The sequence below is a fragment of the Janthinobacterium sp. GL_088 genome (genome assembly GCF_057837845.1).
The window spans coordinates 202,219-227,464 of record NZ_CM174453.1 but is presented as its reverse complement, the minus strand read 5'-3'; the positions used below and the strand labels follow the sequence as shown (position 1 = coordinate 227,464).

The 25,246-nt window shown below is 55.9% G+C and carries 12 protein-coding genes, 4 tRNA genes and 6 rRNA genes; 18 read left to right on the top strand and 4 right to left on the bottom strand.

Annotated elements, in window-relative coordinates; all coding sequences use genetic code 11:
* Positions 1-4 precede the first annotated feature (4 nt).
* Positions 5-1,321: a serine hydrolase domain-containing protein gene (locus AC3IQ7_RS00920; RefSeq protein WP_489208102.1), complete on the bottom strand. Its 1,317-nt coding sequence runs from the start codon at positions 1,319-1,321 to the stop codon at positions 5-7.
* A 239-nt stretch (positions 1,322-1,560) separates the two neighbouring features.
* On the opposite strand from AC3IQ7_RS00920, the gene AC3IQ7_RS00915 reads away from it, so the two are divergent.
* Positions 1,561-2,301: a GntR family transcriptional regulator gene (locus AC3IQ7_RS00915; protein WP_099377594.1), complete on the top strand. Its 741-nt coding sequence runs from the start codon at positions 1,561-1,563 to the stop codon at positions 2,299-2,301.
* Between the two features lie 2 nt (positions 2,302-2,303).
* Here the strand turns inward: AC3IQ7_RS00915 and AC3IQ7_RS00910 are convergent, their stop codons facing one another.
* Together AC3IQ7_RS00910 and AC3IQ7_RS00905 are read right to left on the bottom strand one after the other, a co-directional pair.
* Complete coding sequence (locus AC3IQ7_RS00910) at positions 2,304-3,437, bottom strand: nuclear transport factor 2 family protein (RefSeq protein ID WP_489208101.1); 1,134 nt, start codon at positions 3,435-3,437, stop codon at positions 2,304-2,306.
* 142 nt (positions 3,438-3,579) lie between these two features.
* On the bottom strand, positions 3,580-4,638 hold the full coding sequence (locus AC3IQ7_RS00905) for a helix-turn-helix transcriptional regulator (RefSeq protein WP_489208100.1): 1,059 nt from the start codon (positions 4,636-4,638) through the stop codon (positions 3,580-3,582).
* A 187-nt stretch (positions 4,639-4,825) separates the two neighbouring features.
* Here AC3IQ7_RS00905 and AC3IQ7_RS00900 point away from each other — a divergent pair, with 187 nt between their 5' ends.
* From AC3IQ7_RS00900 to AC3IQ7_RS00870, 7 genes are all read left to right on the top strand, one after another.
* Positions 4,826-5,707: an N-acetylmuramic acid 6-phosphate etherase gene (locus tag AC3IQ7_RS00900; RefSeq protein WP_489208098.1), complete on the top strand. Its 882-nt coding sequence runs from the start codon at positions 4,826-4,828 to the stop codon at positions 5,705-5,707.
* 45 nt (positions 5,708-5,752) lie between these two features.
* On the top strand, positions 5,753-7,051 hold the full coding sequence (locus AC3IQ7_RS00895) for an MFS transporter (RefSeq protein WP_322429014.1): 1,299 nt from the start codon (positions 5,753-5,755) through the stop codon (positions 7,049-7,051).
* 91 nt (positions 7,052-7,142) lie between these two features.
* Positions 7,143-8,804, top strand: coding sequence for a glycoside hydrolase family 10-like protein (locus AC3IQ7_RS00890; protein ID WP_489208097.1), 1,662 nt, complete (start codon positions 7,143-7,145; stop codon positions 8,802-8,804).
* A 93-nt stretch (positions 8,805-8,897) separates the two neighbouring features.
* The gene (locus AC3IQ7_RS00885; protein WP_489208096.1) at positions 8,898-9,845 is read left to right on the top strand and encodes an N-acetylglucosamine kinase; all 948 of its coding nucleotides are present in this window, start codon (positions 8,898-8,900) and stop codon (positions 9,843-9,845) included.
* A gap of 30 nt (positions 9,846-9,875) precedes the next feature.
* Positions 9,876-10,685, top strand: a complete 810-nt coding sequence (locus AC3IQ7_RS00880; RefSeq protein ID WP_489208095.1) for an N-acetylmuramoyl-L-alanine amidase — start codon at positions 9,876-9,878, stop codon at positions 10,683-10,685.
* 83 nt (positions 10,686-10,768) lie between these two features.
* A complete protein-coding gene (locus AC3IQ7_RS00875; RefSeq protein WP_099377586.1) occupies positions 10,769-11,671 on the top strand; it encodes a LysR family transcriptional regulator in 903 nt (300 codons plus the stop codon).
* Positions 11,671-12,285 (top strand): M15 family metallopeptidase, encoded by a 615-nt coding sequence (locus AC3IQ7_RS00870; RefSeq protein WP_322429010.1) that lies wholly within the window; start codon positions 11,671-11,673, stop codon positions 12,283-12,285. The genes AC3IQ7_RS00875 and AC3IQ7_RS00870 overlap by 1 nt, the downstream gene beginning before the upstream one ends.
* Here AC3IQ7_RS00870 and AC3IQ7_RS00865 read toward each other — a convergent pair whose 3' ends face one another.
* Positions 12,286-13,665, bottom strand: coding sequence for a sodium-dependent transporter (locus AC3IQ7_RS00865; protein ID WP_489208094.1), 1,380 nt, complete (start codon positions 13,663-13,665; stop codon positions 12,286-12,288). It abuts the gene before it with no gap.
* Positions 13,666-14,150: 485 nt separating this feature from the next.
* Between AC3IQ7_RS00865 and AC3IQ7_RS00860 the strand changes: the two genes are divergently transcribed.
* The 10 genes from AC3IQ7_RS00860 (at position 14,151) to rrf (AC3IQ7_RS00815) (ending at position 25,183) form a co-directional block, all read left to right on the top strand.
* Positions 14,151-15,681 (top strand): 16S ribosomal RNA (locus AC3IQ7_RS00860).
* Positions 15,682-15,760: 79 nt separating this feature from the next.
* Positions 15,761-15,837, top strand: a tRNA-Ile gene (locus AC3IQ7_RS00855).
* A gap of 26 nt (positions 15,838-15,863) precedes the next feature.
* A tRNA-Ala gene (locus AC3IQ7_RS00850) sits at positions 15,864-15,939 on the top strand.
* A gap of 243 nt (positions 15,940-16,182) precedes the next feature.
* Positions 16,183-19,072, top strand: a 23S ribosomal RNA gene (locus AC3IQ7_RS00845).
* A 138-nt stretch (positions 19,073-19,210) separates the two neighbouring features.
* A 5S ribosomal RNA gene (gene rrf / locus AC3IQ7_RS00840) occupies positions 19,211-19,323 on the top strand.
* A gap of 669 nt (positions 19,324-19,992) precedes the next feature.
* Positions 19,993-21,523 (top strand): 16S ribosomal RNA (locus AC3IQ7_RS00835).
* 98 nt (positions 21,524-21,621) lie between these two features.
* A tRNA-Ile gene (locus AC3IQ7_RS00830) sits at positions 21,622-21,698 on the top strand.
* 19 nt (positions 21,699-21,717) lie between these two features.
* Positions 21,718-21,793, top strand: a tRNA-Ala gene (locus AC3IQ7_RS00825).
* Between the two features lie 250 nt (positions 21,794-22,043).
* A 23S ribosomal RNA gene (locus AC3IQ7_RS00820) occupies positions 22,044-24,933 on the top strand.
* A 137-nt stretch (positions 24,934-25,070) separates the two neighbouring features.
* A 5S ribosomal RNA gene (rrf, locus tag AC3IQ7_RS00815) occupies positions 25,071-25,183 on the top strand.
* Together the 16S, 23S and 5S rRNA genes with 4 tRNA genes alongside form the textbook arrangement of a ribosomal RNA operon.
* Positions 25,184-25,246 lie beyond the last annotated feature (63 nt).

Here is a 25,246-nt window from a genome sequence, read left to right as displayed (position 1 = left end):
CATTTCAATGCACGGACTGATTGTTATCTATCGCACCACGGTAGAGCGCGGTGAGTATCAATTCCTCGCTGCGTCCCATGGCGGAATAGGCGCCAGGATAATGTTCGGGATCGCTGCCCGTGCCGCCCACCAGCATCACCATGCCGTTCCTGTTCTTGAAATCGAGCACGAAGGCGGAGACGAGGCCATACGCGTCGCCCAGGTGTCCCACGGCCGTGAAACTGGCGCCCTCGACCAGGCCGTTGCCCTGCCCCGCCACTGCATCGAACTGCTGGTTGCCCAGGCCCCAGGCGCGGTACAGGCCCCGCTCGCTGTCGCCATTGTGGGCATCGGGTGCCAGTTGCCATTGGCGGCCAAACATCAGCGCGATGCTGGCCGGTTGCAGCAGTTGTTGATTCTGGTAGCGGCCGCCGTCGAGCAGCATTTGCATGACCTTGCCCAGTCCCGCGGCGGAAATGCGCAAGCCGCCCGTGGGACTGAAGACGGTGGCATTGCTGCCGACCACATAGCTGGCCATGCCGGCCGGTGGATGTGTGTAAAAATCGTCGGCCTGGGCGATCCACGGCCCTTGCGGCTGCCAGGTTTCCGTCTCCAGCGTGCGCTTGCGGTACAGGGTGGCCGTATTGGCGACCTCTTCCGCCGGAAAGGCCGCCGGGTTGTAGCCGCCGCGCACATCGAGGGGATCGAGCAGCAGACGCCGCATCAGCAAGTCGAAGCGCTCGCCCGTGACTTTTTCCATCACCGTGCCGATCACGCCCCAGTTCAGGTTGGAATACATAAAGTAGCGGCCCGGCGCCGCGGCCGCATCCCACATCGTATCGCCGCCGGCCGTAAACACGTCGCGCAGGCTGCGTTCCGGCCCCCAGGCATAGCCGCCCGCATCGCGCAGCGAGGAAGTGTGGCTGAGCAGGCTGCGCAGGGTGACGGCTTGCTGGGGAAAGTGCGGGTTGCGCAGGGAAAAGCCCAGATAGATGCCCACGTCCTGGTCCAGGCTCAGCTTGCCCTGCTCGACCAGCCGCATCAGGCCCACGGTGGTCATCATCTTTGATACGGAAGCGATGCGGAACAGGGTGGCCGGCGTCACGGGCAAGCTGTCCGCCGGCGTGGCGCCGATATGCCGGTAGCCAAATTGTTGCTGATACGACACCTTGCCCTGGCGGATGGCCAGCACGGACAGGCTGGCCAGCGGGTGGGCCGCATCATCGACGATGGCGGCCAGCGTGGCATCGAGCGCGCGCTGATGGTCCTTGCCGCCGCCGTGCGGGGCGGCCAGCGCGCTCCAGGTCGTGCCCAGCAGCAGCAAGCCCAGTAAGCCCGTCATTTTATTGTGCATGTTTCCCTGTTTTGCGATGTGGTGGAGGCGCCACCAGCATAGGGCGGGATGGTTGACTACGCTAATGAAAATTGCTTATTTATCTATAATGCAAAGCTATACGTACGGTAAAACATTGTTTTTTTAAGTGTATAACCGTTATTTATGGTCATTTTCCATTTATTCATGGGTGGACGGGCTACGCGCAAGCGCCATCGCTATTACACTAGGAGGACAAGGAGAACTGTATGAGCCAGACCAGCGTAGAACTCAAGGTCGATTTAAATGACAATTCGCCTTTATATATGCAGATCGCCCGCAAGCTGAGCGATGACGTACGCAACGGCCGCTACCAGGTAGACCAGGCCCTGCCATCTGAACGTACCCTGTCCGAACTGCTTGACGTATCGCGCGTGACTGCCCGCAAGGCCATCGACCAGCTCGTCGAGCAAGGTCTCGTCGTGCGCCGCCGCGGTTCGGGCAACTATATTGCCCCGCGCATCGAGCAGCCGCTGTCGAACCTGTCGAGCTTTTCCGAGCAGCTGCAGCAGCGCGGCTACCGCCCCGGCTCGCGCTGGCTCAAGCGCGAAGTCGTCATCGCCAGCAGCGATGAACAGCTGAGCCTGGGCTTGGCGCAGAATACGAAAGTGGCGCGCCTCGAGCGCCTGCGCCTGGCTGACGACGTCGTGATGGCGTATGAAGTGAGCGTGCTGCCCTTCAGCGTGGTGCCGGACCCGGCCGCCATGGGTGACTCGCTGTATGAATACTTGAGCAGCATCAAGAAGTCCCCCGTGCGCGCCTTGCAGCACATCCGCGCCATGAATGCGACGGATGTGCTGGCCAAGCAACTGGGCATCCCCGATGGCCAGGCCGTGCTGTTCATCACGCGCATCGCCTACCTGGAGTCGGGCGAAGCGGTGGAACTGACGCATTCGTATTGCCGCAGCGATCATTACGATTTTGTGGCGGAAATGCGCCGCGCTCCATAAATCTACTGTTCGAGCAGGCGGATCATGGATTCCGCCACGCCGACGGACGACTCCCAGCTCATGCCGGTCACCAGCCGGCCATCGACCTCGACGTGACTCTTGCCATTGGCGCCGTGCCTGAAAATGCCGCCATGGCGCTTGATGCTGGCTTCCGCCGAAAAGGGATAGGCCTTGTATACCGGCGATTCCTTGTTGAGATACGCATCGGGGAACGAGGTGAGCGTCTTGCCCTGGATCAGGAAAGTACCGTCACTGAGCTTCAGGTTCTTGATGCCCTCGGTGCCATGGCAGATGGCCGCGATCACCCCGCCTTGTTGTTCGTAGATACGCAAGGCGATGTCCTGCAGCGGCTTGTTTTCCGGGATGCCGACGATGGCCGCGCCGCCGCCGACGAAAGCCATGCCCGCGTACTCGTCTGCCTTGACCTCGGCGACGGGCCTGGTATGGGCCAGTGCCCACATGAAATCACTGTCGTACAGGTACTTCTTGAGCAGCGCGTCCGACGTGACGATCATTTCCAGGGGAATGGCGCCCCCCTCGGGACTGACGAAGTCGACCGCGTACCCTGCTTTGCGAAAGGCATCATAGGTATAGGCCAGTTCGGGGAAATTATTGCCTGCATTAATTTTTGTGCCCGGATATTGATGCACATTCGACACCACCAGCAGCACCTTGCGTGCGTGGCGCGGAGCTGCTGGCTCGCGATGGGCCGACTTGCTGATGATCTTCCAGTTGCCGGCGATCTTTTTCAAAAGAAAGACATCCACGTAACGGACCCCTTGCTGGGGAATGTGGATCTCGGCCTTGGCGGTGGCCACCTTGCCGCTGACATCCACTTTGATCAGCCGTCCGTGGCGCCCATTGAATTGCCCTTTTTTCTCCTCGCTAAAGAGTTTGGCGTATTCCGGACCGCTCAACTCCCATTCGGTATCGTTTTTGCCGTCGAGGTAAAGGCGGGAATTCGCTTGGAAGGCCTGGTTGATTTCGTCCTGTACGTTGAAGCTGGTGCCATGCAGATACAAGCCCACGGTTTCCCGGACGGCATTTTCGTCCTGGTCTGCGGTTGCGGCGGTGCCGACGGCGGTGATGCTTAGCAAGCAACAGGCGAGTACCGTTCGCAATAAAAACTGAATCATGACTTTACCCTGAATGAAGAACTGCGTTTATCGGAGCAACGACTATTGCAGATCGTTGTTGGTCGATAAGTTATCGAAATGCAGGGGAATTGATGTCGCCAAACAGGATTTCAGACTCCGGAATGGCGATTCCGGAGTGGTTTTACGCGGAAATGGCCCTGGTCGCCTGGCTGGATTGGGCGCGGAAGCTGGCGGGTGTTTGCCCAGCAACTTTCTTGAAGGTCGAGTAGAAGGTGGAACTGGAATTGAACCCGCAGCGCTCGGCAACGATATCCATGTTCAGTTGCGGTTCGTCCGTCAATACCTGTTTCGCTTCGGCGATACGGTATTCGTTGACGTAGGTAGTGAAGCTCTTGCTCAGCTTGTCATTGAGCACCTGCGATACCTGCGCCTGCGTGCATCCCGCCCGCTTGGCCAGTTGGGCCAGGGTCAGGTTCGGATTCAGATAGGATTGTTGCCCGCTCATTTGTTGTTCCAGCGCAGCGAGCACGACAAGCCCATCTTCGTGCGTCAGGCGGCTATGCTGGTATTTCTGCCTCAGATCGGCAGGCGTCGAGGTTTCTTTTCTCAGCAGAAAGACCATGACCGCCACATGCAGCGAGAAGGTGAACGACAAGGCGCCGACAATATAGGACGTGAACGGCGTGCTCGCGTACGCCGCCAGCATGACACCGCTGCCGGCAAAGACGCTCAGCAGGAGCACGCTGCTGGTCGCCATCCGCTGTCCGTCGTTCAGCCATGCATGGCGGCTTTGCCAGAGCAAGCTGGCGGCCGCCAGCAGGTAGCCTAGCCAGAACACATGAATGGCATGACTCGACAGGTCCCACACGGAACGATATGCGGAATACGGAAAGGCAACGCCTATGCCAATGATCAGGAAGGACAGGCCGAGATGCCAGCGCCATTGCTGGCTGGCAGGCAGTTGCGCGCGCCCGGCGATGAAAGAGTGCACATAGAGATAGGTCAGGGGACCGATCAGCAGGCAAGCCGACAGGCCCAGCTGGCGGAATTCGATGGCGATCGCCGGGTTGAAGTAGAGGAAGGCGGATTTGGCGGTGCGCACCCCGACGGCAAGCAGCAATGCACCGAGCATGCAGTCGGCCAGGCAGCGAGGCCGACGGCTGAAAAAATAGACGGCCAGGAAAATGCCGTTGATGGCGCCCAGGGCGCTAAACAGGAACAGCAATTGGCGAGCGATCATGGGGCTTGTCGTGGATGTTGGCGTCGAACGGAAGTATAGACACAAACGGGGGCGTATCGAAGTACAAGTAGTACGCCACGCTCCTGCGCCAGCCATAAACGCCCGTTATGCCCGTGCGCCATCCTTTCATGGTTGATCTCGCCCGTTGGTATTAAACTGGTTTCACGTTCAACCATGTTCTGAAATCATGTTGAAAACTGAAACCCCGAGCCGGCGGCATCCGGACCTGGACTTGTATCCGGTGGAGCAACTGGTGGCGGCGCTGGTCGATGACCAGTTCTGGGCCGTCGAAGCCGTGCGGCTGGCGTCGCCCGACATCGCTGCCGCCATCACGGCCGCCCTGCCCCGCATCGCGGCCGGCGGACGCCTGCTGTACGTGGGCGCGGGCACGTCCGGCCGCTTGGGCGTGCTCGACAGCGTTGAATTGAATCCTACGTTTTCCTGGCCGCCCGAGCGGGCCGTCGCCATCCTGGCCGGCGGCGCGGGCGCGATGTTTACGGCAGTCGAAGGGGCCGAAGATGATTTATCGCAAGGTGAGAAGGATTTGCTGGCCCTGCAGCCGCAGGTCAATGATGTGGTGATCCTGCTGGCCGCCTCCGGTGCCACGCCGTATGTGCTGGGCGCCTTGCTGGCCGCGCGCAAGGTGGGCGCCTTGACGATAGGCATCGCCAACAATGTGGATGCCCCCGTGGCACACGAGGCGCAATGCGGTATCGTGCTCGACACGGGTATGGAAGTCATTTCTGGCAGCACCCGTCTGAAGGCGGGCACGGCGCAAAAAATCACCCTGAATACGATTTCCAGCGCGCTGATGGTGGGTTTGCACAAGACTTACGGAAACTTGATGGTAGACTTGAAGCCGACCAACGCCAAGCTGATCTGGCGGGCTGTGCGTCTGACCATGCATGCCACCGGTGCCAGCGAAGTGCAGGCCAGGACCGTGCTGGAGCAATGCCAATTTCACGTCAAGGTGGCGATTGTTGCCTTGATCAAAAAAATCAACACAAACCAGGCACAGGCATTGTTGGCCGGCGCGGACGGCAGTGTGCGGGCGGCACTGGCGGCGTGATCCGATGGCGCGGCATTCTTCTGTCTGGGAGACAAAGAAGGATGTATGGAGCTAGTGAAACAAACCGCCCCGGTGCGCACGAACAAGCCGTGGCTGTGGATCCCTTCCCTGTATTTCGGCCAGGGCATTCCCTATGTAGTGGTCATGACCTTGTCCGTGATCATGTACAAGAATTATGGTTTCAGCAATACGGATATCGCGCTGTATACCAGCTGGTTGTACTTGCCCTGGGTCATCAAGCCCCTGTGGTCGCCCTTTATCGACATGTACCGCACCAAGCGCTTCTGGATCGTCGGCTTGCAGCTGGTGATCGGCGCCGCGCTGGCGCTGGTGGCCCTGACGACGTCCTTGCCCCACTTTTTCCAGATCAGCCTGGCCATCTTCTGGCTGATGGCCTTCAGTTCCGCCACGCATGACATCGCCGCCGACGGCTTTTACATGCTGGGACTGGAAGAGCACCAGCAGGCGGCCTTTGTCGGCGTACGCAGCACTTTCTATCGCCTGGCGATGATCGCGGGCCAGGGCGGCCTCGTGTATCTGGCCGGCTATCTGACGCATGCGACGGGCAATGTGCAACTGGCCTGGTCCGTCGTGTTCGCCATTCTGGCAGGACTGTTCATCGCCCTCTTCCTGTACCACTATTTTGTCTTGCCCAAGCCGAAGGATGACCGCCCCAGCATCCAGGGCGCCGGTGTTTCTCCGTTGCAGGAATTCGTCGCCACCTTTGCTTCGTTCTTCAAGAAGAAGGATATTTTCGTCATCCTGGGCTTTTTGCTGCTGTTCCGCCTCGGCGAAGCGCAACTGTTGAAGCTGGCGGCACCCTTCCTGCTAGACCCTGTCGCCAAGGGCGGCCTGGGCCTGAGCACGGAACAGGTGGGCCTCGTTTACGGCACTATCGGCGTGATCGCCCTGACGCTGGGCGGCTTGCTGGGCGGATTCATCATTTCCCGCTTCGGCTTGAAACGCTGTTTATGGATCATGGTGCTGTCCGTCCACTTGCCCGACCTGGTCTTTGTTTACCTGGCCAGCGCCTTGCCCAGCAGCATCTATGTGATCGCCGGGGGTATTGCGCTGGAGCAATTTGGCTATGGCTTCGGTTTCGCTTCGTACATGTTGTACATGATCATGGTCTCCGATGGCGCGCATAAAACGGCCCATTACGCCATTTGCACGGGCTTCATGGCCCTGGGCATGATGTTGCCGGGCATGGCCAGCGGCTGGATACAGCAAATGCTCGGCTACCAGCACTTCTTCATCTGGGTTTGCATCGCCACCATTCCTGCTTTCATCATGGCCGCGCTGGTCAAGATCGATCCGGAATTCGGCAAGAAGGCCGAGGCCTGATTCTTTTGAACCGTGCGCCCGCAAGGATGGCGGGCGCACAGTAAAATGCCCGCACCGATAGACCTGCGCTTTACCACTGCAAGGAATTGTTTTGTTGTCTACTTTCAAAAAATGCCTGGGCGCCAGCGCCGGCGTATTGGCCGCGCTGGCCACCGCCACTTTGCTCAGCAGCTGTACCAGCACCAAGCTGCCGTCCGCAGTGACGCTGGGCGAAGCGGGTTTGCCGGCCGTGTCGCCCGTGCAGCACATCACGGGCGAAGTGCCGCCGCCCGCGCCGCGCGAGTTCCGCGCCGCCTGGGTGTCGACGGTCGCCAATATCGACTGGCCCAGCCGCAGCAATTTGCCTGTCGCTAAGCAGCAAGCTGAGGCGATCGCCATTCTCGACCGCGCCAAGTCCTTGAATCTGAACGCGATTGTGCTGCAGGTGCGGCCCAGCGCCGACACGATTTATCCGTCGCAACTGGAACCGTGGTCGGAATACCTGACCGGCAAGCAAGGCCAACCGCCATTGCCGATGTATGACCCGCTGGCCTTCTGGGTAGCGCAGGCGCATGCGCGCGGCCTGGAATTGCACGCCTGGTTCAATCCCTACCGTGCCCGTCACGCGACGGCCAAGTCGCCGCTGGCGCGCGACAGTTTCGCTTCCACCAACCCGGCGTCCGTCAAGCAATACGGCCGCTACCTGTGGATGGATCCGGGCGACGCCGCCGCTTCCAAGCACACGACGGATGTGGTGCTCGACGTGGTGCGCCGCTACGATATCGATGGCGTGCACATCGACGATTACTTTTATCCATACCCGATCGATGCGCCTGGCGCCGGTGCCGGTGCGGAAACAGCCGCACTGGACGCGGGCAATGGCGGCGCCAAGCGCGAATTGCCTTTCCCCGATGAACCGTCCTGGCAGCAATATCTGCTGGCTGGCGGCCAGCTGGATCGCCCTTCCTGGCGCCGCCAGAACGTCAACCAGCTGATCGAAGCCTTGTATACAGGCATCCACCGCGAAAAGAGCTGGGTGCGTTTTGGCATCAGCCCCTTCGGCATCGGTCGTCCGGACCGCCGCCCTGCCGGCATCGTCGGCTTCAGCCAGTACGATAAATTGTATGCGGATGCGGAATTGTGGCTGGCCAAGGGCTGGCTCGATTACCTGTCGCCGCAGTTGTACTGGCCCGTGGCGCAGGCGCCGCAAGCGTTTGGCGTGCTGCTCGACTACTGGCTGGCGCAAAACCCGTATGGCCGCCACGTGTGGCCAGGCCTGTACACGAGCCGCATCGACAATTCCGCCAAATCCTTTACGCCGCAAGAGATCATCAAGCAGATCGAAGTGACGCGCACGCGGCCCGGCGCGAATGGACAAGTGCATTTCAGCATGGTGCCCCTGATGCAGAACCGCAAGGGTGTCAGCGAGCAACTCAAGGCGACCGTGTATCAAAGCCCTGCGCTGATTCCCGCCACACCGTGGCTGGGCAAGGAAGCACCGGGCACGCCTGTGCTGGCCCTGCGCCGCGATTCCACCAGCCTGAATGTCAAGTTGACGTCGGGCGGCGGCAAACCCGTGGCGCAATACGCCGTCTGGGCCCGCTATGGCGAAGACTGGCGCTTCACGGTCGTCACGGGCGTGCAGGGCGAACTGACCCTGGTCGACGATGCCACCGGTAAAGTCAACGCGGTGGTGGTCAGCGCCGTGGACCGTCTCGGCAATGAAAGCCCCCGCGTCACCGTGCGCGAACCGTTTACGGCCCCCGCCAAGTAACTTTGCCGGCTCACCGGCAATCCATAACCTGCAGGCATGAAACATGCGCAAGCTTTCATGCCTGCAAGCTCCGCTTGGCTTTACACTCATGCCATGATTTCCTTCCCTGCAATTAATACTGACACTGCCGTGCTCGGGCTGGGCATCGACGCGGGCGGCACGCAGACGCGCTGGGCGCTGGCCACCGCCGATGGCGCCATCGTGGCCGACGGGGCCGTGGAAGGCTTGTCTGCCTTGCAAATGAGCAGCGATGCGGGCCGCGCAGCCGTGCACGCCACGTTTGCGAAACTGTCTCAGGCTGTGCTGGCCGTCGGCCAACCGCGTGCCGTGGTGGCGGGCTTGACTGGCTTTGGCGGCGATGATGTGGCGCTGGCGTACATGCTGGCGGAGTTGCTGGCGCTGGAAGCCGTTGATGTCCGCTTGGGCAACGATATCGACATTGCCTATCGCGACAGTTTTGAACCAGGCGAAGGTTATCTGGTCTACGCTGGCACGGGTTCGATTGCCGCCTGGATCGATGCGGATGGCGTGTTTCACCGCGCAGGCGGGCGCGGCGTGTTGCTCGACGATGGCGGCGGCGGTTACTGGATCGCGCGCGAAGCCTTGCGCCACATCTGGCGCCGCGAAGACGAGGCGCCCGGCAGCTGGCAAGGGTCTCCCATGGCCGGGGCCGTATTTGCGCAACTGGGCGGCAGCGACTGGTCATTGTCGCGCGCCTTTATGTATGGTCAGGACCGGGGCGCCATCGGCCGGCTGGCGCTGGCCGTGGCCGCCAGTGCGGATACCGACCCGCTGGCGCTGGACATCTTGCAGCGCGCGGGACAGGAACTGGCGCGTCTGGCGCTGGCCCTGACGACGCGCTACGGTCCCCGTCCCGTGGTGCTGGCGGGCCGCGCGGCGCAGTTGCACCCGGCCATTGCGGTTGCCATGCGCGCTGCTTTGCCGGTATCGTTGATGATGGAGCAAAAAGTTGCTCGTGCGCATGAGGCTGCGGCCAAGCTGGCAGCCCGGGCAGCCAGCCAGCGTACTGGCAAGAACTGACTATTTTATTAACCCGAACATGGATATTTCATGAAAAAAATCGCCCTCGCCCTGCTGGTGGCCCTGCTCTCCGCCTGTACCACGCCCGCGCCGCACCTCGACCATAGCCTGACGGCGCGCAGCCAGAGCCCGCGCGTGAAATTCATCGTCATCCATTACACGGTCAGCGACCTGCCCCGCTCGATCAAGATCCTGACGGAACAAGTGGTCAGCAGCCATTATTTGCTGACGGACACGGACAAGCCGAAGTTTTACGTGCTGGTCGACGAATCGCGTCAGGCCAATCACGCGGGTGTGAGTAACTGGAAGACTTATACACAGTTGAATGTCAGCTCGATCGGCATCGAGATCGTCAATCCCGGCTACAAGGACACGCCGGAAGGCCGCCTCTGGTATCCCTTCCCGCAGGCGCAGATCGATGAGCTGATTCCGCTGCTGAAAGATATACAGGCCCGTTACAACATCGCACCGGAAAATATCCTCGGTCATAACGAAATCGCCCCGCAGCGCAAGCAGGATCCGGGTCCGCTGTTCCCATGGCGCCAGCTGGCCGATGCGGGCCTGATCGTCTGGCCCGATGCGAACCGCGTGGCCGCGCAGCGAATCATTTTTGAGCAGCAAGTGCCGGATGCCGTCTGGTTCCAGAAAAAGCTGGCCCAGCACGGCTATGCGACGCCGAATACGGGTGTGTTTGATGAAGCGACGCGCAATGTGCTGATCGCCTTCCAGATGAAATACCGCAACACCTTGTTCGACGGCACGCCTGATGGCGAAACGGCGGCCCTGTTGGAAGTGCTGACGACGCCAGCCCCAGCGGCCCCAGCTGTTGTTGCAAAGTAGCATGGCCGTTCCAGCCCATGACTTTTTCTTATATGCTGAACGTTGACGGCCCAGGCGGCCACGGCAAGGTAAAGGAATAGCTCATGCGGCTGCGTCATATCGAAGTGTTTCACGCCATCATGCAAGTTGGCACCATCAGCGGCGCCGCCCAGGTGCTGCATATCTCGCAACCGGCCGTAACCAAGGTCTTGCAGCATTGCGAGTTGCAACTCGGCATGCCGCTGTTCGAGCGCGTACGGGGCAAGTTGTACCCGAAGCCCGAGGCGCACCGCTTGTTTGTCGAGACGGAAAAGCTCAACCGCGACTTATTGGGTATCCGCCGCCTGGCGGCCAGCCTGAAGGGCCACGCGGTGGAAACCATCCGTTTGGTTTCCACGCCGACGATTGCCATCAGCGTCTTGCCGTTTGCCATGACGGAGTGGCGGCGCGACTTTCCCCACACGCGTTGCCAGTTGGCTACACACCACACGGGCGAGATCGTCAATACCTTACGCCTCGGTGAAGCGGACCTGGCCGTGTCGCTGCAAGACCCGCGCCATCCGGGCATCGTGGCCGAACCGATCGCGCAGGGCGTCATGACGGTGATCGCCCCGGCCGGTACCTGGCGCGCGGCCGATTGCGGCACGCCCTTGACGGCGCATGGCCTGAATGGCGAGCTGATCGGCCATGCTGACAACGATCCACTGGGCGAACTGGTCGTTGCCGCCTGCGAAGCGCAGGATATCCACCCCGTGTTTTCCACCGTGGTGCAGACTTATCAAATCGCGCGTTCTCTGGTGGAAGCGGGCGCCGGCATGGCCGTGGTCGACCCGTTTACGGCCGCGTCCGGCTCGCCCGAGCGGCTGCAGCGCCGTCCTTGGGCGCCCACGATCCCCATCCAACTGTATTTATTGACGGCGAGCCACTCGCCGCTGTCGCATGGCGCGCGGCGCCTGGCCGATAGCATCGGCGTGGCGGCGCGTAATTGCCTGGAAAGAGGAGTCTGATGTCTGTTGCAAGTTTGCAATTGGAAGCGGTGAGCAGCGATCCGCAATTTCGCCACCTGAGCAGCATCGCCGGCATCGCCGTTGACTTGCGCTATGCCACGCCCGACAATTTCGTCGGCCGCGACTTATACAGCCCCATCGATTGCGCCTGGTTGCACCGCGACGCGGCCGCAGCACTGGAACAGGCCGTGGCCTGGCTGGCCGCGCGGCGGCCCGATCATCATCTATTGGTGCTCGATGCCCTGCGTCCGCAGCGGGTGCAGCAGCAACTGTGGGACGCGCTGCAGGGAACGGAGTTGCTCGGCTACATCGCCGAGCCGTCGCGCGGCTCGATCCATTCGTTCGGCATGGCGCTCGACATCACCATCGTCGGCCCGGACGGGCAGGAACTGGACATGGGCACGGGGTTTGACGACTTGAGTGAGCGCTCGCACCCGGCGCTGGAGCTGATTTTGCTGGAAAAGGGAGAAATTACGCAGCAGCACGTGGAACATCGCCGATTGTTGCGCGACGCCATGTTCCAGGCGGGCTTTTTCGGCATCAACAGCGAATGGTGGCATTTTGATTGCGGCGACCGGGTGCTGGTGCGCCAGACCTACACCCGGGTACTCTGATTAGAAGGCCTTCAGGCCTTTCAGCATCACGATCAGGATCAATACGGGCGAGACAAAGCGCAGCAGGAACAGCAGCACATGCGCCAGTTTTCTGTTCTGCAGCTGGCCGTGATTGCTGATCGCATCGATGAAATGCTGCTTGCCCCAGGCCCAGCCGGTAAACAAGGCAATCGCGATCCCGCCAACCGGAAGGAAGATATTCGACGAGACGAAGTCGAACAGATCAAACATATTCAAATTAAACAGCTTGAAGTCTGCCAGGGTGCTGTTACTCAGCGCGCAGACGGAACCGAGCACTGCCAGCAGCAGCATGGTCACGACGGTAGCCCTGGTGCGGGTCCAGCCAAAGCGTTCATGGAAAATCACTACGGGCACTTCCATCAGGGACAGCATCGCCCCGGTAGCGGCGACGGCGGCCAGGATGAAGAACACCACCATCAGCGCTTGTCCCATGGGAATTTGCGAGAACACGGCGGGAATCGTGATGAACACCAGCGACGGTCCCGCGCTGGGGGCGAAACCAAATGTGAACACGGCGGGGAAGATGGCGATGCCGGCCAGCATGGAGACGCCGAGGTCGGCCGCCATCACGCGCAGGGTTGTCACGGGGATATTCTGGTCGTCGCGGAAATAGCTGCCGTAGGTCATCATCGTGCCCATGCCAACGGACAATTTAAAGAAGGCCAGGCCCATGGCCGTCAGCACGACGGAGGCTGTCAGCTTGGAAAAATCAGGACGGAACAGAAAAGCCAGTCCTTCGGCCGCTTTGTCGAGCGACAGGCTGACCGCGCACAGCAGGAGCAGCAGCAGGAACAGCAGCGGCATGAGTTTCTTGGCGATCGCCTCGATGCCCTTGGTCACGCCCAGCATCAAGATGCCGCCGATAAACAGCAGCACGCCCCATTGCCAGAATAGCGATTGCAGGGGATTGCTGATCAGCGAAGCGAAGGCCGCTTCCGTCACGCGCTTGTCGCTGCTGAGGATGGAGCCATCGATGGCCTTGGCGATATACGCAAACACCCAGCCGACCACTTCCGAGTAGAACGCGACGATCAGGAAGGCGGCCACCATGCCGATCACGCCGACCAGCCACCAGGGTTTGCCCTTTGGTGCCAGCTTTTCCATGGTGGAAATGGGATTGACCTTGGCGCGGCGCCCCAAGGTGATTTCCGCGATCATCACGGGCAGTCCCACTAATAAGGTAGCGAGCAGATAGATGAGCAGGAAGCCGGCGCCACCGTTGGCGCCCGTCAGGTAGGGGAACTTCCAGATGTTGCCGAGACCGACTGCGGAACCGAGGGTGGCGGCGAGCACGCCGAAGCCAGTGGTAAAGCCAGCCCGTTTCAGGGTCAGGCCTGATCCTTGAGCTTGTTGTTTCATGGTGAATCTTCTATGTATGGACGCGGATTTGCGCTGAGGGGGCGAAATTGTAGCAGTTGGCCGCAAATACCCCGGAAAAGCCTTGCTACTACGGGGGCGCTTTGCTATAGTTCGCCTCCCCAATGAGACGCAGTCAAATGCGGCAGTTGAGGATCACCGGAAACGGCGATGTAGCAAAAAGAAGGAGTTGACGGACGTAGCGAAATGCTTCATACTCTTCCTTCTTCGCAGCTGACAAACACAACGCTTTGTCGATAGCGCGAAAGCAGTAACCGAATACAGTTCTTTAACAATTAACAGTCGATAAGTGTGGGCATTTGATGTAAGTGCAGCGTCAATCTTCGGATTGGCGTCTAACTTAAAATATATCAAATGTTCACAAGAAATAATGAAATAGGATACTTCTTCGGAAGTAGCCTGTCAGTTTTTTGAGTGAGCGACCCGTCGCAAGACGGTGCCAATAAAATGGCAAAGTAACAGAGATTAAACTGAAGAGTTTGATCCTGGCTCAGATTGAACGCTGGCGGCATGCCTTACACATGCAAGTCGAACGGCAGCACGGAGCTTGCTCTGGTGGCGAGTGGCGAACGGGTGAGTAATATATCGGAACGTACCCTAGAGTGGGGGATAACGTAGCGAAAGTTACGCTAATACCGCATACGATCTAAGGATGAAAGTGGGGGATCGCAAGACCTCATGCTCGTGGAGCGGCCGATATCTGATTAGCTAGTTGGTAGGGTAAAAGCCTACCAAGGCATCGATCAGTAGCTGGTCTGAGAGGACGACCAGCCACACTGGAACTGAGACACGGTCCAGACTCCTACGGGAGGCAGCAGTGGGGAATTTTGGACAATGGGCGAAAGCCTGATCCAGCAATGCCGCGTGAGTGAAGAAGGCCTTCGGGTTGTAAAGCTCTTTTGTCAGGGAAGAAACGGTGAGAGCTAATATCTCTTGCTAATGACGGTACCTGAAGAATAAGCACCGGCTAACTACGTGCCAGCAGCCGCGGTAATACGTAGGGTGCAAGCGTTAATCGGAATTACTGGGCGTAAAGCGTGCGCAGGCGGTTTTGTAAGTCTGATGTGAAATCCCCGGGCTCAACCTGGGAATTGCATTGGAGACTGCAAGGCTAGAATCTGGCAGAGGGGGGTAGAATTCCACGTGTAGCAGTGAAATGCGTAGATATGTGGAGGAACACCGATGGCGAAGGCAGCCCCCTGGGTCAAGATTGACGCTCATGCACGAAAGCGTGGGGAGCAAACAGGATTAGATACCCTGGTAGTCCACGCCCTAAACGATGTCTACTAGTTGTCGGGTCTTAATTGACTTGGTAACGCAGCTAACGCGTGAAGTAGACCGCCTGGGGAGTACGGTCGCAAGATTAAAACTCAAAGGAATTGACGGGGACCCGCACAAGCGGTGGATGATGTGGATTAATTCGATGCAACGCGAAAAACCTTACCTACCCTTGACATGGCTGGAATCCCCGAGAGATTGGGGAGTGCTCGAAAGAGAACCAGTACACAGGTGCTGCATGGCTGTCGTCAGCTCGTGTCGTGAGATGTTGGGTTAAGTCCCGCAACGAGCGCAACCCTTGTCATTAGTTGCTACGAAAGGGCACTCTAATGAGACTGCCGGTGACAAACCGGAGGAAGGTGGGGATGACGTCAAGTCCTCATGGCCCTTATGGGTAGGGCTTCACACGTCATACAATGGTACATACAGAGCGCCGCCAACCCGCGAGGGGGAGCTAATCGCAGAAAGTGTATCGTAGTCCGGATTGTAGTCTGCAACTCGACTGCATGAAGTTGGAATCGCTAGTAATCGCGGATCAGCATGTCGCGGTGAATACGTTCCCGGGTCTTGTACACACCGCCCGTCACACCATGGGAGCGGGTTTTACCAGAAGTAGGTAGCTTAACCGCAAGGAGGGCGCTTACCACGGTAGGATTCGTGACTGGGGTGAAGTCGTAACAAGGTAGCCGTATCGGAAGGTGCGGCTGGATCACCTCCTTTCTAGAGTTTGCACGAATCAGAAATGATTCACGCATCAAATGTTCACACTTATCGGCTGTTAATATAAAGAACAGCATTTGGGGCTGTAGCTCAGCTGGTTAGAGCACCGTGTTGATAACGCGGGGGTCGTTGGTTCGAGTCCAACCAGCCCTACCAGTTTCTGTAGTCTGGAAATACCCATAGGGGGATTAGCTCAGCTGGGAGAGCACCTGCTTTGCAAGCAGGGGGTCGTCGGTTCGATCCCGTCATCCTCCACCAAAAGTTCAAACGTAAATCAGTGTTGAATTCAACACCGGGATTTAGGTTTGGTCTTTTCGAGATCAAGTGCTGTATGTTCTTTAACAATCTGGAAGAAGTAAAGATTATTTATTGATCGGTTTGCCGTAAAAAGCGAATCGATGGGTAATGATTGTATGTATCAACAAACAAGCAATAACGTTGTACTTTCTTATCCCTGTAGCGCTCTTTCATTATGCAAATGATGAGAGGCTAACGTTATAGGGACAAGCGAATAAGTGCACATGGTGGATGCCTTGGCGATTACAGGCGATGAAGGACGTAGTAGCTTGCGATAAGCTGCGGGGAGTGAGCAAACACACTTTGATCCGCAGATTTCCGAATGGGGCAACCCACCCTTTTAGGGTATTGCATACTGAATACATAGGTATGCAAGGCGAACGCGGCGAACTGAAACATCTAAGTAGCTGCAGGAAAAGAAATCAACCGAGATTCCCAAAGTAGCGGCGAGCGAAATGGGAAGAGCCTGTACGTGATAGTCGGACCGATAACAGAATCCTCTGGAAATAGGAGCCATAGTGGGTGATAGCCCCGTATGTGAAATCGGACCGGTGATACTAAGCGTACGACAAGTAGGGCGGGACACGTGACATCCTGTCTGAATATGGGGGGACCATCCTCCAAGGCTAAATACTCGTAATCGACCGATAGTGAACCAGTACCGTGAGGGAAAGGCGAAAAGAACCCCGGAAGGGGAGTGAAATAGATCCTGAAACCGTGTGCATACAAACAGTAGGAGCGGACTTGTTCCGTGACTGCGTACCTTTTGTATAATGGGTCAGCGACTTACATTCAGTGGCAAGGTTAACCATATAGGGAAGCCGTAGAGAAATCGAGTCCGAATAGGGCGATCAGTCGCTGGGTGTAGACCCGAAACCAAGTGATCTACTCATGGCCAGGATGAAGGTGCGGTAACACGCCCTGGAGGTCCGAACCCACTAATGTTGAAAAATTAGGGGATGAGCTGTGGGTAGGGGTGAAAGGCTAAACAAACTTGGAAATAGCTGGTTCTCTCCGAAAACTATTTAGGTAGTGCCTCAAGTATCACCATCGGGGGTAGAGCACTGTTATGGCTAGGGGGTCATTGCGACTTACCAAACCATTGCAAACTCCGAATACCGATGAGTGCGAGCTTGGGAGACAGACGTCGGGTGCTAACGTCCGGCGTCAAGAGGGAAACAACCCAGACCGCCAGCTAAGGTCCCAAAGATTGGCTAAGTGGAAAACGAAGTGGGAAGGCTAAAACAGTCAGGATGTTGGCTTAGAAGCAGCCATCATTTAAAGAAAGCGTAATAGCTCACTGATCGAGTCGTCCTGCGCGGAAGATGTAACGGGGCTAAGCCAGTCACCGAAGCTGCGGATATTGTTCTGTGATTTATCACAGATATATATGGTAGGAGAGCGTTCTGTAAGCCTGCGAAGGTGTCTTGTAAAGGATGCTGGAGGTATCAGAAGTGCGAATGCTGACATGAGTAGCGATAATGGGGGTGAAAAGCCTCCACGCCGTAAGCCCAAGGTTTCCTGTTCAACGTTCATCGGAGCAGGGTGAGTCGGCCCCTAAGGCGAGGCAGAGATGCGTAGCTGATGGGAAGCAGGTTAATATTCCTGCACCGTCGTATGATGCGATGGGGGGACGGATCGCGGAAGGTTGTCCAACTGTTGGAATAGTTGGTTTTTGGCTCATAGAAGGCGCTTAGGCAAATCCGGGCGCGGAATTCAAGGGGTTGAGACGAGTGCACTTGTGCACGAAGCAATCGGAAGTGGTTCCAAGAAAAGCCTCTAAGCTTCAGTCATACGAGACCGTACCGCAAACCGACACAGGTGGGCGAGATGAGTATTCTAAGGCGCTTGAGAGAACTCGGGAGAAGGAACTCGGCAAATTGGTACCGTAACTTCGGGAAAAGGTACGCCCCGGTAGCTTGACCACTTTACTGTGGAAGGGTGAAAGGGTTGCAATAAACTGGTGGCTGCGACTGTTTAATAAAAACACAGCACTCTGCAAACACGAAAGTGGACGTATAGGGTGTGACGCCTGCCCGGTGCTGGAAGATTAAATGATGGGGTGCAAGCTCTTGATTGAAGTCCCAGTAAACGGCGGCCGTAACTATAACGGTCCTAAGGTAGCGAAATTCCTTGTCGGGTAAGTTCCGACCTGCACGAATGGCGTAACGATGGCCACACTGTCTCCTCCCGAGACTCAGCGAAGTTGAAATGTTTGTGATGATGCAATCTACCCGCGGCTAGACGGAAAGACCCCATGAACCTTTACTGTAGCTTTGCATTGGACTTTGAACCAATCTGTGTAGGATAGGTGGGAGGCTTTGAAGCGGGGACGCTAGTTCTCGTGGAGCCAACCTTGAAATACCACCCTGGTTTGTTTGAGGTTCTAACCTTGGTCCGTTATCCGGATCGGGGACAGTGCATGGTAGGCAGTTTGACTGGGGCGGTCTCCTCCTAAAGTGTAACGGAGGAGTTCGAAGGTACGCTAGATACGGTCGGACATCGTGTTGATAGTGCAATGGCATAAGCGTGCTTAACTGCGAGACTGACAAGTCGAGCAGGTACGAAAGTAGGACATAGTGATCCGGTGGTTCTGTATGGAAGGGCCATCGCTCAACGGATAAAAGGTACTCTGGGGATAACAGGCTGATTCCTCCCAAGAGTTCATATCGACGGGGGAGTTTGGCACCTCGATGTCGGCTCATCACATCCTGGGGCTGTAGCCGGTCCCAAGGGTATGGCTGTTCGCCATTTAAAGTGGTACGTGAGCTGGGTTTAAAACGTCGTGAGACAGTTTGGTCCCTATCTGCCGTGGGCGTTGGAAATTTGAAGGGGGCTGCTCCTAGTACGAGAGGACCGGAGTGGACGAACCTCTGGTGTACCGGTTGTCACGCCAGTGGCATTGCCGGGTAGCTAAGTTCGGAAGAGATAACCGCTGAAAGCATCTAAGCGGGAAACTTGCCTTGAGATGAGATTTCCCAGAGCCTTGAGCTCTTTGAAGGGTCGTTCGAGACCAGGACGTTGATAGGCTGGGTGTGGAAGTGCAGTAATGCATTAAGCTAACCAGTACTAATTGCCCGTACGGCTTGTCCCTATAACCTTAGCAGGTACAGAGGATAAGACGGTACAACGTTGCGTGTGTGTTGATACTACCAGTCATTACCCCAATCTTTGCTTCTTCCAGATTCAGGCTTTGTCGCTCCACAGAGGACAAATGCCAGTACAAGTTATGCCTGATGACCATAGCAAGTTGGTCCCACCCCTTCCCATCCCGAACAGGACCGTGAAACAACTTTGCGCCGATGATAGTGCTGCAACCAGTGTGAAAGTAGGTTATCGTCAGGCTTGTTATTCGCAGTAGAGAAAAACCCGATCAGCAATGGTCGGGTTTTTTTTCGTCTGCTGGTTTTGTTTGGCGTTGGCGCAGCTGCTTGGCCGGCACCACCAGGTACAGATGTAATGAATATGTCCTCTAATAGACAAGCACAAGCGGGCAGCAGGGCATTCTGAATGGTCTTACCTGGTCAATTTGATAGCGATAGGCCATTGAATAATAAATTTCACACTTTCTTAGAATAAACCTTGCTGCCTGCGTATAGCTTTGCTATAGTTCGCCTCCCCAATGAGACGCTGCAGTTTGCGAAACAACGGGATCACTGGAAACGGTGAGGGTAGTAAAAAAGAAGGTTGACGGACGTAGCGAAATGCTTCATACTCTTTCTTCTTCGCAGCTGACAAACACAACGCTTTGTCGATGGCGCGAAAACAGTAACCGAATACAGTTCTTTAACAATTAACAGTCGATAAGTGTGGGCATTTGATGTAAGTGCAGCGTCAATCTTCGGATTGGCGTCTAACTTAAAATATATCAAATGTTCACAAGAAATAATGAAATAGGATACTTCTTCGGAAGTAGCCTGTCAGTTTTTTGAGTGAGCAAATCTTTTGCAATGCAAAAGATTTGGATGGTAGTGATACTGTCCGACCTGTCAGAAATGACATTAAACAGAGATTAAACTGAAGAGTTTGATCCTGGCTCAGATTGAACGCTGGCGGCATGCCTTACACATGCAAGTCGAACGGCAGCACGGAGCTTGCTCTGGTGGCGAGTGGCGAACGGGTGAGTAATATATCGGAACGTACCCTAGAGTGGGGGATAACGTAGCGAAAGTTACGCTAATACCGCATACGATCTAAGGATGAAAGTGGGGGATCGCAAGACCTCATGCTCGTGGAGCGGCCGATATCTGATTAGCTAGTTGGTAGGGTAAAAGCCTACCAAGGCATCGATCAGTAGCTGGTCTGAGAGGACGACCAGCCACACTGGAACTGAGACACGGTCCAGACTCCTACGGGAGGCAGCAGTGGGGAATTTTGGACAATGGGCGAAAGCCTGATCCAGCAATGCCGCGTGAGTGAAGAAGGCCTTCGGGTTGTAAAGCTCTTTTGTCAGGGAAGAAACGGTGAGGGCTAATATCTCTTGCTAATGACGGTACCTGAAGAATAAGCACCGGCTAACTACGTGCCAGCAGCCGCGGTAATACGTAGGGTGCAAGCGTTAATCGGAATTACTGGGCGTAAAGCGTGCGCAGGCGGTTTTGTAAGTCTGATGTGAAATCCCCGGGCTCAACCTGGGAATTGCATTGGAGACTGCAAGGCTAGAATCTGGCAGAGGGGGGTAGAATTCCACGTGTAGCAGTGAAATGCGTAGATATGTGGAGGAACACCGATGGCGAAGGCAGCCCCCTGGGTCAAGATTGACGCTCATGCACGAAAGCGTGGGGAGCAAACAGGATTAGATACCCTGGTAGTCCACGCCCTAAACGATGTCTACTAGTTGTCGGGTCTTAATTGACTTGGTAACGCAGCTAACGCGTGAAGTAGACCGCCTGGGGAGTACGGTCGCAAGATTAAAACTCAAAGGAATTGACGGGGACCCGCACAAGCGGTGGATGATGTGGATTAATTCGATGCAACGCGAAAAACCTTACCTACCCTTGACATGGCTGGAATCCCCGAGAGATTGGGGAGTGCTCGAAAGAGAGCCAGTACACAGGTGCTGCATGGCTGTCGTCAGCTCGTGTCGTGAGATGTTGGGTTAAGTCCCGCAACGAGCGCAACCCTTGTCATTAGTTGCTACGAAAGGGCACTCTAATGAGACTGCCGGTGACAAACCGGAGGAAGGTGGGGATGACGTCAAGTCCTCATGGCCCTTATGGGTAGGGCTTCACACGTCATACAATGGTACATACAGAGCGCCGCCAACCCGCGAGGGGGAGCTAATCGCAGAAAGTGTATCGTAGTCCGGATTGTAGTCTGCAACTCGACTGCATGAAGTTGGAATCGCTAGTAATCGCGGATCAGCATGTCGCGGTGAATACGTTCCCGGGTCTTGTACACACCGCCCGTCACACCATGGGAGCGGGTTTTACCAGAAGTAGGTAGCTTAACCGTAAGGAGGGCGCTTACCACGGTAGGATTCGTGACTGGGGTGAAGTCGTAACAAGGTAGCCGTATCGGAAGGTGCGGCTGGATCACCTCCTTTCTAGAGTTTGCACGAATCAGAAATGATTCACGCATCAAATGTTCACACTTATCGGCTGTTTAATTAAGAAGAAACAGTAGTCGTAGTAGTTCCGCGTTGGGGCTGTAGCTCAGCTGGTTAGAGCACCGTGTTGATAACGCGGGGGTCGTTGGTTCGAGTCCAACCAGCCCTACCAGATAATTAGTAAAATCTCAGGGGGATTAGCTCAGCTGGGAGAGCACCTGCTTTGCAAGCAGGGGGTCGTCGGTTCGATCCCGTCATCCTCCACCAAAGTTTTACTCGAAAGCGCAAACGTAAGCCAGTCAACAAGACTTGGGTTTAGGTTTGATCTTTTAGCGATCAAAGCTGTTTCGTTCTTTAACAATCTGGAAGAAGTAAAGATTATTTATTGATCGGTTTGCCGTAAAAAGCGAATCGATGGGTAATGATTGTATGTATCAACAAACAAGCAACAACGTTGTACTTTCTTATCCCTGTAGCGCTCTTTGATTATTTAGGTAATCAGAGGCTAACGTTATAGGGACAAGCGAATAAGTGCACATGGTGGATGCCTTGGCGATTACAGGCGATGAAGGACGTAGTAGCTTGCGATAAGCTGCGGGGAGTGAGCAAACACACTTTGATCCGCAGATTTCCGAATGGGGCAACCCACCCTTTTAGGGTATTGCATACTGAATACATAGGTATGCAAGGCGAACGCGGCGAACTGAAACATCTAAGTAGCTGCAGGAAAAGAAATCAACCGAGATTCCCAAAGTAGCGGCGAGCGAAATGGGAAGAGCCTGTACGTGATAGTCGGACTGATAGAAGAATCCTCTGGAAATAGGAACCGTAGCGGGTGATAGTCCCGTATTCGAAATCAGACCGGTGGTACTAAGCGTACGACAAGTAGGGCGGGACACGTGACATCCTGTCTGAATATGGGGGGACCATCCTCCAAGGCTAAATACTCGTAATCGACCGATAGTGAACCAGTACCGTGAGGGAAAGGCGAAAAGAACCCCGGAAGGGGAGTGAAATAGATCCTGAAACCGTGTGCATACAAACAGTAGGAGCGGACTTGTTCCGTGACTGCGTACCTTTTGTATAATGGGTCAGCGACTTACATTCAGTGGCAAGGTTAACCGCATAGGGAAGCCGTAGAGAAATCGAGTCCGAATAGGGCGATCAGTCGCTGGGTGTAGACCCGAAACCAAGTGATCTACTCATGGCCAGGATGAAGGTGCGGTAACACGCCCTGGAGGTCCGAACCCACTAATGTTGAAAAATTAGGGGATGAGCTGTGGGTAGGGGTGAAAGGCTAAACAAACTTGGAAATAGCTGGTTCTCTCCGAAAACTATTTAGGTAGTGCCTCAAGTATCACCATCGGGGGTAGAGCACTGTTATGGCTAGGGGGTCATTGCGACTTACCAAACCATTGCAAACTCCGAATACCGATGAGTGCGAGCTTGGGAGACAGACGTCGGGTGCTAACGTCCGGCGTCAAGAGGGAAACAACCCAGACCGCCAGCTAAGGTCCCAAAGATTGGCTAAGTGGAAAACGAAGTGGGAAGGCTAAAACAGTCAGGATGTTGGCTTAGAAGCAGCCATCATTTAAAGAAAGCGTAATAGCTCACTGATCGAGTCGTCCTGCGCGGAAGATGTAACGGGGCTAAGCCAGTCACCGAAGCTGCGGATATTGTTCTGTGATTTATCACAGATATATATGGTAGGAGAGCGTTCTGTAAGCCTGCGAAGGTGTCTTGTAAAGGATGCTGGAGGTATCAGAAGTGCGAATGCTGACATGAGTAGCGATAATGGGGGTGAAAAGCCTCCACGCCGTAAGCCCAAGGTTTCCTGTTCAACGTTCATCGGAGCAGGGTGAGTCGGCCCCTAAGGCGAGGCAGAGATGCGTAGCTGATGGGAAGCAGGTTAATATTCCTGCACCGTCGTATGATGCGATGGGGGGACGGATCGCGGAAGGTTGTCCAACTGTTGGAATAGTTGGTTTTTGGCTCATAGAAGGCGCTTAGGCAAATCCGGGCGCGGAATTCAAGGGGTTGAGACGAGTGCACTTGTGCACGAAGCAATCGGAAGTGGTTCCAAGAAAAGCCTCTAAGCTTCAGTCATACGAGACCGTACCGCAAACCGACACAGGTGGGCGAGATGAGTATTCTAAGGCGCTTGAGAGAACTCGGGAGAAGGAACTCGGCAAATTGGTACCGTAACTTCGGGAAAAGGTACGCCCCGGTAGCTTGACCACTTTACTGTGGAAGGGTGAAAGGGTTGCAATAAACTGGTGGCTGCGACTGTTTAATAAAAACACAGCACTCTGCAAACACGAAAGTGGACGTATAGGGTGTGACGCCTGCCCGGTGCTGGAAGATTAAATGATGGGGTGCAAGCTCTTGATTGAAGTCCCAGTAAACGGCGGCCGTAACTATAACGGTCCTAAGGTAGCGAAATTCCTTGTCGGGTAAGTTCCGACCTGCACGAATGGCGTAACGATGGCCACACTGTCTCCTCCCGAGACTCAGCGAAGTTGAAATGTTTGTGATGATGCAATCTACCCGCGGCTAGACGGAAAGACCCCATGAACCTTTACTGTAGCTTTGCATTGGACTTTGAACCAATCTGTGTAGGATAGGTGGGAGGCTTTGAAGCGGGGACGCTAGTTCTCGTGGAGCCAACCTTGAAATACCACCCTGGTTTGTTTGAGGTTCTAACCTTGGTCCGTTATCCGGATCGGGGACAGTGCATGGTAGGCAGTTTGACTGGGGCGGTCTCCTCCTAAAGTGTAACGGAGGAGTTCGAAGGTACGCTAGATACGGTCGGACATCGTGTTGATAGTGCAATGGCATAAGCGTGCTTAACTGCGAGACTGACAAGTCGAGCAGGTACGAAAGTAGGACATAGTGATCCGGTGGTTCTGTATGGAAGGGCCATCGCTCAACGGATAAAAGGTACTCTGGGGATAACAGGCTGATTCCTCCCAAGAGTTCATATCGACGGGGGAGTTTGGCACCTCGATGTCGGCTCATCACATCCTGGGGCTGTAGCCGGTCCCAAGGGTATGGCTGTTCGCCATTTAAAGTGGTACGTGAGCTGGGTTTAAAACGTCGTGAGACAGTTTGGTCCCTATCTGCCGTGGGCGTTGGAAATTTGAAGGGGGCTGCTCCTAGTACGAGAGGACCGGAGTGGACGAACCTCTGGTGTACCGGTTGTCACGCCAGTGGCATTGCCGGGTAGCTAAGTTCGGAAGAGATAACCGCTGAAAGCATCTAAGCGGGAAACTTGCCTTGAGATGAGATTTCCCAGAGCCTTGAGCTCTTTGAAGGGTCGTTCGAGACCAGGACGTTGATAGGCTGGGTGTGGAAGTGCAGTAATGCATTAAGCTAACCAGTACTAATTGCCCGTACGGCTTGTCCCTATAACCTTAGCAGGTACAGAGGATAAGACGGTACAACGTTGCGTGTGTGTTGATACTACCAGTCATTACCCCAATCTTTGCTTCTTCCAGATTCAGGCTTTGTGCTCCATTGAGGACAAACGCCAGTACAAGTTATGCCTGATGACCATAGCAAGTTGGTCCCACCCCTTCCCATCCCGAACAGGACCGTGAAACAACTTTGCGCCGATGATAGTGCTGCAACCAGTGTGAAAGTAGGTTATCGTCAGGCTTGTTATTCGCAGTAGAGAAAAACCCGATCAGCAATGGTCGGGTTTTTTTTCGTCTGGTGGTT

Excerpts from the sequence above, each read along its gene's own strand:
- AC3IQ7_RS00920 (WP_489208102.1), bottom strand. The coding sequence starts at position 1,321 with ATGACGGGCTTACTGGGCTTGCTGCTGCTGGGCACGACCTGGAGCGCG.
- AC3IQ7_RS00915 (WP_099377594.1), top strand. The coding sequence starts at position 1,561 with ATGAGCCAGACCAGCGTAGAACTCAAGGTCGATTTAAATGACAATTCG.
- AC3IQ7_RS00910 (WP_489208101.1), bottom strand. The coding sequence starts at position 3,437 with ATGATTCAGTTTTTATTGCGAACGGTACTCGCCTGTTGCTTGCTAAGC.
- AC3IQ7_RS00905 (WP_489208100.1), bottom strand. The coding sequence starts at position 4,638 with ATGATCGCTCGCCAATTGCTGTTCCTGTTTAGCGCCCTGGGCGCCATC.
- AC3IQ7_RS00900 (WP_489208098.1), top strand. The coding sequence starts at position 4,826 with ATGTTGAAAACTGAAACCCCGAGCCGGCGGCATCCGGACCTGGACTTG.
- AC3IQ7_RS00895 (WP_322429014.1), top strand. The coding sequence starts at position 5,753 with ATGGAGCTAGTGAAACAAACCGCCCCGGTGCGCACGAACAAGCCGTGG.
- AC3IQ7_RS00885 (WP_489208096.1), top strand. The coding sequence starts at position 8,898 with ATGATTTCCTTCCCTGCAATTAATACTGACACTGCCGTGCTCGGGCTG.
- AC3IQ7_RS00880 (WP_489208095.1), top strand. The coding sequence starts at position 9,876 with ATGAAAAAAATCGCCCTCGCCCTGCTGGTGGCCCTGCTCTCCGCCTGT.
- AC3IQ7_RS00875 (WP_099377586.1), top strand. The coding sequence starts at position 10,769 with ATGCGGCTGCGTCATATCGAAGTGTTTCACGCCATCATGCAAGTTGGC.
- AC3IQ7_RS00870 (WP_322429010.1), top strand. The coding sequence starts at position 11,671 with ATGTCTGTTGCAAGTTTGCAATTGGAAGCGGTGAGCAGCGATCCGCAA.
- AC3IQ7_RS00865 (WP_489208094.1), bottom strand. The coding sequence starts at position 13,665 with ATGAAACAACAAGCTCAAGGATCAGGCCTGACCCTGAAACGGGCTGGC.